The 11,717-nt window shown below is 61.7% G+C and carries 10 protein-coding genes; 5 read left to right on the forward strand and 5 right to left on the reverse strand.

Annotated features, from left to right (window positions below; all coding sequences use genetic code 11):
* Nucleotides 1-113 precede the first annotated feature (113 nt).
* Nucleotides 114-1,226: a pyridoxal-phosphate-dependent aminotransferase family protein gene (locus NGM68_RS04200; protein WP_252700396.1), complete on the forward strand. Its 1,113-nt coding sequence runs from the start codon at nt 114-116 to the stop codon at nt 1,224-1,226.
* 310 nt (nt 1,227-1,536) lie between these two features.
* On the opposite strand, the gene eif1A is transcribed toward NGM68_RS04200, so the two are convergent.
* Entirely contained in the window at nt 1,537-1,824 is a 288-nt protein-coding gene (gene eif1A / locus NGM68_RS04205) for a translation initiation factor eIF-1A (protein WP_252700397.1), read from the reverse strand.
* A 168-nt stretch (nt 1,825-1,992) separates the two neighbouring features.
* Nucleotides 1,993-2,235 (reverse strand): hypothetical protein, encoded by a 243-nt coding sequence (locus NGM68_RS04210; RefSeq protein WP_252700398.1) that lies wholly within the window; start codon nt 2,233-2,235, stop codon nt 1,993-1,995.
* A 216-nt stretch (nt 2,236-2,451) separates the two neighbouring features.
* Here NGM68_RS04210 and NGM68_RS04215 point away from each other — a divergent pair, with 216 nt between their 5' ends.
* The gene (locus tag NGM68_RS04215) at nt 2,452-2,952 is read left to right on the forward strand and encodes a GNAT family N-acetyltransferase (protein ID WP_252700399.1); all 501 of its coding nucleotides are present in this window, start codon (nt 2,452-2,454) and stop codon (nt 2,950-2,952) included.
* A 59-nt stretch (nt 2,953-3,011) separates the two neighbouring features.
* A complete protein-coding gene (locus tag NGM68_RS04220; RefSeq protein WP_252700400.1) occupies nt 3,012-4,769 on the forward strand; it encodes an ATP-binding protein in 1,758 nt (585 codons plus the stop codon).
* Nucleotides 4,770-4,817: 48 nt separating this feature from the next.
* On the opposite strand, the gene pepF is transcribed toward NGM68_RS04220, so the two are convergent.
* The 3 genes from pepF to tgtA form a co-directional block, all read right to left on the reverse strand.
* Complete coding sequence (pepF, locus tag NGM68_RS04225; RefSeq protein WP_252700401.1) at nt 4,818-6,611, reverse strand: oligoendopeptidase F; 1,794 nt, start codon at nt 6,609-6,611, stop codon at nt 4,818-4,820.
* Between the two features lie 84 nt (nt 6,612-6,695).
* Nucleotides 6,696-7,055 (reverse strand): hypothetical protein, encoded by a 360-nt coding sequence (locus NGM68_RS04230; protein WP_252700402.1) that lies wholly within the window; start codon nt 7,053-7,055, stop codon nt 6,696-6,698.
* 105 nt (nt 7,056-7,160) lie between these two features.
* The gene (gene tgtA / locus NGM68_RS04235) at nt 7,161-8,651 is read right to left on the reverse strand and encodes a tRNA guanosine(15) transglycosylase TgtA (RefSeq protein WP_252700403.1); all 1,491 of its coding nucleotides are present in this window, start codon (nt 8,649-8,651) and stop codon (nt 7,161-7,163) included.
* A 253-nt stretch (nt 8,652-8,904) separates the two neighbouring features.
* On the opposite strand from tgtA, the gene NGM68_RS04240 reads away from it, so the two are divergent.
* Both NGM68_RS04240 and NGM68_RS04245 read left to right on the forward strand, forming a co-directional pair.
* The gene (locus NGM68_RS04240; protein ID WP_252700404.1) at nt 8,905-10,551 is read left to right on the forward strand and encodes a hypothetical protein; all 1,647 of its coding nucleotides are present in this window, start codon (nt 8,905-8,907) and stop codon (nt 10,549-10,551) included.
* Between the two features lie 333 nt (nt 10,552-10,884).
* Nucleotides 10,885-11,601, forward strand: a complete 717-nt coding sequence (locus NGM68_RS04245) for a DUF5828 family protein (protein WP_252700405.1) — start codon at nt 10,885-10,887, stop codon at nt 11,599-11,601.
* The last annotated feature ends 116 nt before the right edge of the window (nt 11,602-11,717 follow it).

Here is an 11,717-nt window from a genome sequence, read left to right on the forward strand (position 1 = left end):
GTGACGATTTGCGGAGGTGGGTCATTGTTCTATTCTCCGACCGGGCCGCTACTGCACCATTCCAAAGTACCATACCGTCCCCCGACGCAGTAGCACGTACTCAGGTGGTTTGCGTGACCAACGAACGCGAATACAAAGCCGACTATCCCGACAAAACGTTGTATATCCCGGGGCCGACCGAGGTTCGTGAGGACGTCATCGAGGCGATGTGCGAGCCGATGTTCGGCCACCGCATGGATCGCATGACGGATCTGTACACGACCATCATCGAGGACACGAAGACGTTCCTCGGCACCGACAACGACGTGATCGTCCTCACGGGGTCGGGCACGGGCTTCATGGAGCACTCGATCCTCAACCTCGTCGACGAGAACGTCCTCTGTACGACCTGTGGGAGTTTCAGCGAACGCCAGGCCAACATCACCGAGCGCCTCGGCAAGACCGTCGACACCCTCGAGTACGAGTGGGGCCAGGCGGTCAAACCCGAGGACGTCCGCGCATATCTCGAAGAGAGCGACACCGACTACGATGTCGTCACCTGCGTGATGAACGAGAGTTCGACTGGCGTCCGCAACCCCGTCGAGGAGATCGGCGACGTCGTGGCGGAGTACCCGGATACGTACTTTGTCGTCGATGCGGTTTCCGCCCTGGGCGGCGATTACGTCGACATCGACGAGCACAACATTGACGTCATCTTCACGTCGGTACAGAAGGCCTTCGCTATGCCCCCCGGACTTGCCGTCTGCGTCGTCAGCGAGGACGCCTACGAGCGCGAACTCGAGCGCGAGTCGGCGTCGTGGTACGGGGGCTTCCAGCGGACGATAGACTACTACGACCGGAAGGGGCAGACCCACTCGACGCCCGCCATTCCGATCATGCTCGCCTACCGCAAGCAGATGAAATATATGCTCGAGGAAGGCCACGATGCCCGCGACGAGCGTCATCGAGAGATGGCCGAGTACACCCGCGAGTGGGCACACGAGCACTTCGATATGTTCCCCGAGGCGGGCTACGAATCACAGACCGTCAGTTGCATCGAAAACACCCGAGAGATCGACGTCGCCGCAACCATCGAGGCCGTAAGCGAGGAGTACGACATGGTCTTTTCGAACGGCTATGGGTCGGCACTCGGCGAGAAGACGTTCCGGATCGGCCACATGGGCGAACACGACCGCGAGTCGATCGAAGCCTTGACCGACGCCATCGAAGACGTGGCCGGGTTGTAGGATTACAAATCGCTCGAGACGAATTGCACGGCCCGTCTGAAAGGTAATCGCTGTGCTATTCCGTTCAGTGGCCGGGAACACGACTCGAGCATCGCGAGAGGCGTGTGACTCGGGGGAGGGCAGGTGTGTTTCCGACATTGACCGCGAGCGAGGCGACGCCGAGCGAGCGGGCCGACGACTGACCCGAAGCGAACGCAGTGAGTGGAGGGAAAGGAGGAGTGCTTTTGGCCGAGCTTTTGCCGAGTCTCAACGCGATGTGGAGCGCCACTGGCGCTCCCGTCGTGATACGAACGCAGCGTAAAAGGTCGTATTATTGGATGTGGCCTTCTCGCCGCAATTGGTCAGCGTCGGCTTTCTCGTAGCGCCAGGTGATGTCGGCTTTTTCGTCCTGCCAGTCCCAGGGTTCGACGAGGACGACGTCATCCTCACGAATCCAGATTCGCTTTTGCATCTTCCCGGGGATGCGAGCGGTTCGCTCTTTCCCATCAGCACACCGTACCTTCACCCGGTTCGCGCCGAGCATGTTCGTGACGGTCGCGAAGACCTCGTCCTCGTCTGGCATTCGGAGGTTCTTGCGACCACCCTCGTCGTCGCTCATATGGCGGCGTTTACTCTCGGTACGGTTAAGGGTTTATCGTTCCACGCTGATAGAAATCGGGTGCCCCAAACCGTTCGTCGCTATATTTCGGTCTCGAGAGATCGAGACCAACTCCGATAGGATCGGTGAACGAGCGTCCTCAAGGACGACCCACTACGACTCCCCCGATCACTGGCGGCGTTCGGCGGCCACGGCCGTCCTGATGAGACGAGCCAGTCCCAGCGTGAGTACGAAACAGCCGACGAAAACGAGTCCGATGAAGAGGACGAACCCGAGGGCTCGAGCCCCGAGGTCGGAGTAGCCCAGAAACGGCGCTGTAAACCAGTAGCCGACGACGAGGACGAGCACACCGACGGCGATGCGGGCGGACGCTTGCCAGTAGGCGCCGTACTCCTCGGGGGTGAGTTCCATGCTTCGAGGTGTCGAGTGAGGGGTACTAAACCCTGGTGCTCGCCGCTGGTATGCGCTGAAACTCGAGCCCGAGCGAATCCGTCCCTCTCGATGAACCCGACTATCTCGGAACCGAGATGTGAGCCGGTTCCCGTCGATGACAGTAGTCGGCGCTGTGATGAGGGAGCGCCACGCCGTGTCGACACCGTCAAATCACTCGAGTGGCACCTGGCGAGTGTGAGTCCGACCGCTCCCGTCTCCATTCGCCCGGCAACGCTCGCGGACGCCCCAACGCTGGCCCGCCTCTACCGGGACGCCTACGCGTTGAACGTCGAACTGGGGTTTCCATCACGTGCTGCGGAGGCTGATCGAGGAGCCCTCGATAACTGGATCCGAGGCGCCCGGCTGTTCGTCGCCGTCGACGGCGGCAAACTCGTTGGCAGCATTCGCTATCGTGATCACGGGTACTACCACCCCGACGATCCCGAGTTCGGACGACTGGCGGTGCCACCGCGGGCTCGAGGCGCTGGCATCGGAGACGCGTTGATCGATCACGTCGAAGGAGTGGCTCGGCGAGACGGCCACGATCGACTGCGACTGCGAACGTTCGCTGGCCACCCCTTCCTGCCGGAGATGTACCACCGGCGGGGGTATCGAGACGTGCGCGTCCGCGAACTCGAGGGCGCACCGTTCGACGTGTTGCATATGTGTAAACCGCTGTCGGATGCTGGACGATAGCGAGCCACCGCGGGCGGCAACTACAGTTAAGCCATCCCTGTTGCAACGTACAGGTGTTGATGAACGTTCTGTTCGTGGGCTATCTCCTCCTTTTTGGACTCAGCGCACTCGTCTGCGTGCTGAGCGTGAGGCGCTCTCAACACATCCCGAACCGCGAAACGCGGCGGGGACTGACCTGGCTATTGTGGCTCAGCGGCGGCTGGGCAACGGCCCACGTGGGCTACCTGATCGCCCCTACGGCGGGACTGGCCGAGCTGTTCTACCTCGTCGGTCTCGTGATCGGGATCGCAACCGTCGGGCCCTGGCTGTATTTCTGCTCTGCGTTCACCGGGCGGTCGTTGCATCTCGACACCGGCGTGCGTCGGGCGGCGGTCGTGGTCTTTCTCGGTATCGTCGCCGTGAAACTCACCAACCCGATCCACGGCTGGTACTACACGGCCGAACTGGCGACGACGCCGTTCCCCCACCTCGAGATCGGGCACCTCCCGTTGCACTGGGTCGTCATGGGGCTGGCCTATGCCCTCTCGTTCGTCGGCTTTTTCATACTCCTCGAACTGTTCTCACAACTCAGCCACGATACACGCCCGCTCGTGGTGGTACTTGCGCTCACCGGCGCACCGGTCGCCCTCGATTTGTACGCGACGACGACCCCAATACTCGTCGAAACCACCCACTCCGCGGTCGGGGTTGCGTTCTTCGCCGTGGGAATGTTGTACGTCTACCTCGATTCCTTCGAGACGATCCGACTGGCGGCAGCACACGACGACCCGATCGTCGTCATCGACAGCGCCGGCCGCATTGCCGATTACAACGACGATGCCGAATTGCTCTTCTCGGAACTTCATCAGAACGCCATTAACGAACCGCTCGAGGCGATACTCCCCGCGGTGGGGTCGGTGCTCGACACGGAGCGTGCGATTCTCGAACGCGGGTCGCCACGGCGGTACTACCGGATTACCGCCAGCCCGTTCGGTGCCGGCTCGGCCGAAGGGGGACGGATTCTCACCGTCGACGACGTCACGGATCAGGAACAGTACCGTCAGAAACTCGAGCGCCAGAACGATCGATTGGAGAGCTTCGCCAGCATGATTTCACACGATCTCAGGAATCCGCTGTCGGTCGCGAAGGGACACCTCGAGCTGGCTCGGGCTGAACCCGAGGAGGCAACCGAACACCTCGAAATCGTCGCCGAATCACACGACCGAATGGAGGCACTCATCGAGGACGTCCTCGCGTTGGCCCGGCAGGGGCAGCCGATCGACGACAAAACGACGGTCTCACTCGAGGTGGTTGCCAACGACTGCTGGTCGATGGTGTCGACGGCAGGGGCTTCCCTCGAGCTGGACGTCGATAGCGTGGATCGGGTATCCGGTCGACTGTTCGCTGATCCCGACCGCCTCCAGCAACTGCTCGAGAACCTGTTTCGTAACGCCGTGGAACACGGTTCCACGAGCGATTCGCTCGCTGGCGCTCGCAAAGAGACGACCGAACGTGAGCATGGGAACGAGTTGGATACACATTCGACAGCGAGTGTCGAGGTGACAAACGAGAATACCTCTGCGAGCGGGCTAACGATTCGCGTCGGCCTGCTCGAGGACGGACGCGGCTTCTACGTCGAGGACGACGGTGTGGGTATTCCCGAATCGAATCGCCAGTTGGTGTTCGACTCGGGCTACTCCACTGCACAGGATGGTACCGGATTCGGTCTCGCTATCGCCTCTGAAATAGTCGACGCCCACGAGTGGAGTATCGAGGTAACGGCGGGGACAGACGGCGGAGCGCGCTTCGAGATCAGTGGTGTCGAGTTCGCGTCCTGATAGGGAGAGAGCGTTGGGTATCCGCCAGCCCGGTTTTAGACAAAGCGGTTACTCGAGCAGTGCATCGAGTTCGTCGAGGCGCTCGCGATACGTCGAGAGCGCCCGGTCGACCGGTTCGGGCGACCGCATGTCGACGCCGGCGACGTCGAGCAACTCGAGTGGGTACTCTCGCGAACCGCGGCGGAGGAACTCGAGGTAGTCTTCGGCAGCCTCCTCGCCGTTCTCGATGATGTCGTCGGCGATGGCGAGGGCGGCCGAGATCCCCGTCGAGTACTGGTAGACGTAGAACGCCCGGTAGAAGTGCGGGATGCGCATCCACTCGCGAGCGATATTGTCGTCGGTGGCCGCCGGCTCGTAGTACCGATCCTTGAGGTCGCCGTAGACCTCGTCGAGTCGGTCGGCCGTCAGCGGTTCTCCTCCTTCCTCCATGGCGTGGGCCTCGTGTTCGAACTCCGCGAAGAGCGTCTGGCGGTAGAGCGTCGAGCGCACCCGCTCGAGGAACTCGTTGAGGATGGCCTTGCGGAACGCCGGCTCCTCGACGGTCTCGAGTAAGTGGTGGGTCAGGAGGGCCTCGTTGACCGTGCTCGCGACCTCGGCAACGAAGATTTCGTAGCTCGAGTAGACGTAGGGCTGTTCGTCCTTCGTCAGTTCGGAGTGCATCGAGTGGCCGAGTTCGTGGGCCAGGGTGTACATCGAGGCGACGTCGTCCTGATAGTTCATCAGGATATACGGCTGAGTGTCGTACGTGCCGCCGGAGTACGCTCCCGAGCGTTTGCCCTCGTTCTCGTAGACGTCGACCCAGCGCGAGTCGAGCCCGTCGGCCACGCGGGACTGGTACTCCTTGCCCAGGGGCGCGACGGCGTCGACGACGTACTGGGCCGCGTCGTCGTACTCGACGTCCGGCCCTTCGTCGCCGGTGAGGGGCATGTACAGATCCCACATCTGCAGTTCGTCGACCTCGAGGGCTTGGCGTTTGAGTTCGGCGTGACGATGCAGGTGCTCGAGGTTGTCGTTGACGGTCTCGACGAGCGTGTCGTAGACCTCGACGGGGACGTTAGGGCCGTCGAGGGCGGCCTCTCGTGCGGTGTCGTAGCTGCGCGCCTGGGCGAGTTTGACGTCGGTCTTGACGCTGTTTTTGTAGGTCGATGCGACGGTGTTGCGCACGCTCTCCCACTCGTCGAAGTAGGCTTCGTAGACGCGCTGGCGGAAGTCGCGGTCGGGTCGCTTGAGCAAGTTGACGAAGTTGCTCTGGGTGATCTCGACTACCTCTCCGTCGGGATCCTCGACCGTCGGGAACGTCATATCGGCGTTCGAGAGCATGCCGTACACCTCGCCGGGGGAGCCGGTGACCTCACCCAGGTCGGCCAGCAGTGCTTCGATCTCCGCCGACCTGGTGTGCGGTTTCATTCGCAACACGTCGTCGACGTAGTGGTCGTAGGTCTCGAGGTCGGGTTCGTTCTCGACCATGGCATCAAATGCCTCGCGGGTGAGCTCTTGGAGTTCGGGGTCGATGAACGAGGCGGCCGACTGTGCCTCAGCGACCAGCGCTTGTGCTCGCGCACTCAGTGCCTGATACTCCTGATCCGTCGTGTCCTCGTCGCTTCGCATCCGGGCGTAGGAGGCGATCATCGAAATCTCGCGCATGAGCGAATCGCGCAGTTCGAACACCTCGAGCAGCGTCGCTGCGTCCTCGGTCGCTTCTCCCTCGTAGGCGGCGAGTTCGTCGATCAGTTCGCTTGCGTCCTCGTTTGCGTTCTCCCAGTCGTCGTCCGTGGCGTATATGCTCTCGAGATCCCAGGTGTACTCCTCCTCGATCTCCGATCGTGTGGGAACGGAACTCATAGAACCTATTGCGAAACGAAGGTGGTAAAGGGTATCGAAGCGCGATGGCGATCGTCAATCGGTGGTACGATCGGGTGTGTCGAGTCACTCCGCTTGTGTCGATTTTTCGGTCTCGGGTTCGGTCTCACTCGAGTAGCGTTTCGTCCCGTACCGGGTCGCGAGCACGCCGAGGGCGATCAGGACGGCCGTCGGCACTGCAGCCGTCTGAATCAGGTCGTCCCAGAGCGAGAAGACGAAGAGGGTACCTGCGGCGAGATACCCAAGTCGCGTCCGGCCCGTGACGACCGCGACACCGCCGGCCCAGGCGGCCAACACGAGGATCGAAAGGAGGAGAAACCGCTCGTGCGTGTACCCGAACTCGAGTAACAGGACGGGAACCAGCAGGGTGAGGCCGACGATCGCGAGGATCGCACTCCCTCTGAGGATCTCGTGCCAGAGCGCCATTGGTCGTCTCGAGGAGAGGGAGTCCCATAACGGTTGAGATGTCCGACGATCACTGTCTCGGTTCGCCTACAGCCCGAACTCTGGCGAGAATTCGTCGCGAACGGCTCACTCGAGCGACTCGAAATCGGTCGTCAGATCCAGCACTCGCACGCGGTCGGGAACGTCCTCGAGCACGGCCGCGGGCCAGTCGCGATGGCCCAGCGTGAACGAACTGTCGGGATTCGCCTCGACCAGCCGTCGGACGCCGGTGGCGGCCGCTTCGAGCGCCGACCGATCCTGGTGCTGTGGCACTTCCGCAGAGAGCGGATACGTTCGCGAGAGCGCTCGTGGAAACGGCCCGAACGGGGGACGGACGCGCCAGGAGGCGTCGTAGCGCTCGTCGCTCGAGGCGTCGCCCTCCGTGAGAAACACCGAGTCGGGAACGGCGAGGCGCGCGAGGCGCTCGTGGTGGCGCACCACCTCCGGCCGGTTGGCGCTCTCGTGAGAGGTGTAAAAGAACGCACCCTTCGAGACGGGGTCGGTGCGCTCGAGCTGGTCGGCGTGGGCGAGCAGGGCGCGGTAGCCGTCGAGCATCGTCGGGTGCGAACGGGCGCGCTGTTCGACGAGTTCGAGGAGGCGGCCGGCACGAATAGCCTGTTTGATCCGGCGGATTTCGGCGAAGCTGACGTGGAGGTTGTGCCGGGCGAGAGCGGTTTCGCGGGCGTCGTCTGGCATCGCACGGATGTCGTCGACGTCGTGGCTGGTACAGACCGGACACGGGCACGGGAGATACTCCAGGTCTGCGAGATGCTGGGTACCGCTGACGGTCAGATACCGGTCGTCGCGGGCGTACAGCGCGTAGGCTGCCGAGTCGAAGAGGTCACAGCCCATCGCGACCGCCAGCGCGAACATCATGGGGTGGCCCGCCCCAAAGAGGTGGACGGGCGCATCGGCGCCGAGCCCGCGTTTTGCGGCCGCGACCGCGTCGACCATGTCGTCGTAGCGGTAGTCGTTCATCATGGGAACGACGGCGCCAATCGGGAACACGTCCAGCCCGGTGGCGTCGGCGTGGCGGCCGGCTTGCTCGCGCAGATCGGGGTACGTCGACCCCTGAACCGGCGCGTTGACCAGCATCTCACCCGTGTCGACGGTCTCGGCGATTTCGAGGCGTTCCTGGGTGGTCTCGAGGTCGGCTTCTGCGCGCTCGCGGTCGATGTCTGGCGGGGTTGGGATGTCGACGGGGGTGCCGATGTCCGAACCGATATCGCGCTGGAACTCGAGGATCTCTTCGGTGGTGACGCTGATCTCACCGTATTCGGAGAGCTGGAACGAGCCGGAGTCGGTCATGATCGCCCCGTCGAAGCCGAGCAGGTCGTGGAGACCGTCCTCGAGGGCGCGCTCGCGGACGTCGCTGCTGTTGTAGATGATGTAGGCGTTCGTGATCAGGATCTCCGCGCCGAACTCCTCGCCGAGTTGCCCGGGTTCGATCGTATCGAGGTGGGGGTTGATCACGGGCAGGAGGGCGGGCGTTTCGACGGTGGTGTCGGCGCTGGGGACGGTGAGGTCACCGAGGCGGCCGGCGGCGTCTGTCGCCCGGATTTCGAAGCACTCGCGCATCGCTCGAGTGTTAGTGAGCGTGGCGGTAAACGTTCCGTTCCCAGCTGTCAGAAACGCAATCTTGGAATATGCAAGCGACGAACGGATCCGTCGGTGGCGGCACCTACGTCCGCTGTGTCCGCCGGTTTATTCAAAAGCAAACTCGTGAATCTGGCATTATCGGCCGTTTCAGGTCTCAAACCTGTGGTTTTGTCCAAGAAATACTGAAACAGTCGGCTTCATTTACCCCTGTTCCCGGGATAGCTTCGGAGGCATGGTTTCACGACCGCACAAGCTTAGCGTCATATTCGTTGCCCTGGTAGTCGCCCTCGCTGGCGGCCCTGCACTGGCGGGTGCAGCGGCGGGCACAAGTGCGAACGATGACACTGAGTTCGGAGACGTGAGCGTAACGATTGAAAATGTACAGGTCGAGTCCCTCGAACTCGAAAACGTCACACTCGAGAACGTGACGATTGAGGAGCTCAACGTCGAAGAGCTGAACATCGAAGACGATGAGCTCGAGGATGAACTCGACGAAGACGACACCGATGACGACGAGAACGGTGTCGACACCGACGATGATGAGAACGGCGTCGATACGGACGATGACGACAATGGCGTCGACACCGACGATGACGACAATGGCGTCGACACCGACGATGACGACAATGGCGTCGACACCGACGATGACGACAATGGCGTTGGTGACGACGACAATGGCGTTGACACCGACGATGACGAGAACGGCGTCGACGAGCACGAAGACGAGGTAACCATCTCCGACATCGAGATCGAGTCACTCGAACTCGAGAACGTCACCATCGACGACATCAGCTTCGAAGAAGACGAGATGGACGAGAACGGCGTTGGCACCGACGATGACGAGAACGGCGTCGACACCGACGATGACGAGAACGGCGTCGACACCGACGACGACAATGGCGTTGGTGACGACGACGAGAACGGCGTTGACACCGACGATGATGAGAACGGCGTCGACACCGATGACGACGAGATGGACGATGACGAACACGACGTCATCGACGAGGATGCTGACGAAGTCGTCATCGAGAACGTCACCATCGAAGAGATGAACGTCGATCGACTCACGATCGAAGAGCTGGAAATCGAGGACGATGACGGTATCCTCGACCGAATCACCGGCTTCTTCAATGGTCTGTTCGGTGACGACGAAGAGGAAGAAGATGACAACGGTGTCACCGACGACGATGAGAACGACGTCGACACCGATGATGACGAGATGGACGATGACGAGAACGGCGTCGACACCGACGATGACGAGATGGACGATGACGAGAACGGCGTCGACACCGACGATGACAACGATGTCACTGACGACGACGAGATGGACGACGATACTGAAACCCAGGAGATTGAAGAACTCACCATCGAAACCTTCGACATCGAAGAGTTGACCATCGAGTCGATGACCATCGAGTCACTCGAGAGCGCTGAAGACGACGAGATGGATGACGACGAGATGGATGACGACGACGGCGCCGACACGGACACAGACGATACTGAAACCGACGATGACGAGAACGGCGTCGACACCGACGATGACGACAATGGCGTTGGTGACGACGACGACAATGGCGTTGACACCGAAGACGACGAAAACGGCGTCGACACCGACGATGACGACAACGGCGTCACTGACGACGACGAGATGGACGAGATGGACAACGGTGAGACCATCGAGTACATCTCAGCTGGCGAGATGACCGTCGAGGACGGAACCGCTGAAACCGTCACCCTCGGTGATGCGAGCGAACTCGAGGAAGAACTCGACGATGACGACGAGGAAGACGACGATACCACCGACGACGAAAACGACACGACTGATGACGACACCACCGACGACGAAGACGATCAGGCCTCCCTGCCGTTCCTCGGCTAACTAACGAGGAGGCGGCTGTCGCCGTCCCCTGTTCCCGCAGTTTTTTGACCCGCTAACCCGGTGAGAGACATCGTTGGCGGTGTCAGCAGATCTCTCACACCCACTGATCGCCACGCGATGGATGTGGGCAGCACGAACGGAGCAACCTACTCTGTGGTGGATCGAGGTGTGGGTCACGCTCGAAACGCGCGATCACTGCCCCACCACGGACGACGATCGAACACGTGATCGCCACCACGGCGACTCCCGTGTGCATACACACCACCGGTCACTGCCGGCATAGTTTGGCGAAGACATTTATAACCACTGAGGGCATACAGCCTGCTCAACTGAATGGAAGAGAGCATCTCGGGATTCAAAGTGCGCGGCGACTGGGGCGACGTCGTCGAACACGGCGAACGGATCACGCAGGCGTTGCGCGAGACGGGCGTCGACGATCCCGATCTCGACGCAGGGGCACGCTTCGCTCGCGCGTTCGACGAATGGGAGGAGTGGCGACCGAAAGCACACGAGCGCCTCGAGACCGACGTCAGCGAAAAGACCGCCGACCAGGCGAGCGTCGAAGAAGGCAAAGGCGAAAAGGCCGGGAAAGAGCCCGACGAGGATCTCAAAACGGCTGGTGAGAAACTCTCCGAGTCCTACGAGGCGCTCGAGGCCGACGACGCCGACGACGCCGTCGATAGCTGGCGTGAGTCGGTCGATTACGTCGCTCGAGCGGCGGACACGGCAGGCCGGAAGGCGATTCGGCGCGTCGAGGACACGGTCTACAAGAAGGTGATGACCCAGATGGCCCCGTACTACTTCGACAACGCGCTCATCAGCGCCAACATCCAGCAGACCGGTCGGTCGAACGGCACCAAGTTCGTCTTCGAGGTGAACGTCAACGACGACGTACTCAAAGAAGACGTCTCCGGCCTGCTCGCGGCATACGACGACGAGTTCGACCGCTGGCACGTCGAAACCGAGAAGGACACTGAGACGGCCGAGGCGATCGAAGGCGTCGAGCCACCACCGGAGCCGAGCGACAACTCTCGGTCGACGACGAACTGAGCCCGGAGCCTTCTCCGTAGTTCAAAACGCGACGTTTCCAGCTGTCGAAACGCCGTTATCCGAATCCACTCATCGGTCGCTACGAGCCGACACCGAGAGCGCTCGAGGACAACAAC

This window comes from Natronosalvus vescus, from assembly GCF_023973145.1.
In the GTDB taxonomy this organism is placed as follows: domain Archaea; phylum Halobacteriota; class Halobacteria; order Halobacteriales; family Natrialbaceae; genus Natronosalvus; species Natronosalvus vescus.

What these genes read in the sequence shown, in the direction of transcription:
- eif1A (WP_252700397.1), bottom strand. Translation starts at nt 1,824, where the DNA reads ATGAGCGACGACGAGGGTGGTCGCAAGAACCTCCGAATGCCAGACGAG.
- NGM68_RS04210 (WP_252700398.1), bottom strand. Translation starts at nt 2,235, where the DNA reads ATGGAACTCACCCCCGAGGAGTACGGCGCCTACTGGCAAGCGTCCGCC.
- NGM68_RS04220 (WP_252700400.1), top strand. Translation starts at nt 3,012, where the DNA reads ATGAACGTTCTGTTCGTGGGCTATCTCCTCCTTTTTGGACTCAGCGCA.
- pepF (WP_252700401.1), bottom strand. Translation starts at nt 6,611, where the DNA reads ATGAGTTCCGTTCCCACACGATCGGAGATCGAGGAGGAGTACACCTGG.
- NGM68_RS04230 (WP_252700402.1), bottom strand. Translation starts at nt 7,055, where the DNA reads ATGGCGCTCTGGCACGAGATCCTCAGAGGGAGTGCGATCCTCGCGATC.
- tgtA (WP_252700403.1), bottom strand. Translation starts at nt 8,651, where the DNA reads ATGCGCGAGTGCTTCGAAATCCGGGCGACAGACGCCGCCGGCCGCCTC.
- NGM68_RS04240 (WP_252700404.1), top strand. Translation starts at nt 8,905, where the DNA reads ATGGTTTCACGACCGCACAAGCTTAGCGTCATATTCGTTGCCCTGGTA.
- NGM68_RS04245 (WP_252700405.1), top strand. Translation starts at nt 10,885, where the DNA reads ATGGAAGAGAGCATCTCGGGATTCAAAGTGCGCGGCGACTGGGGCGAC.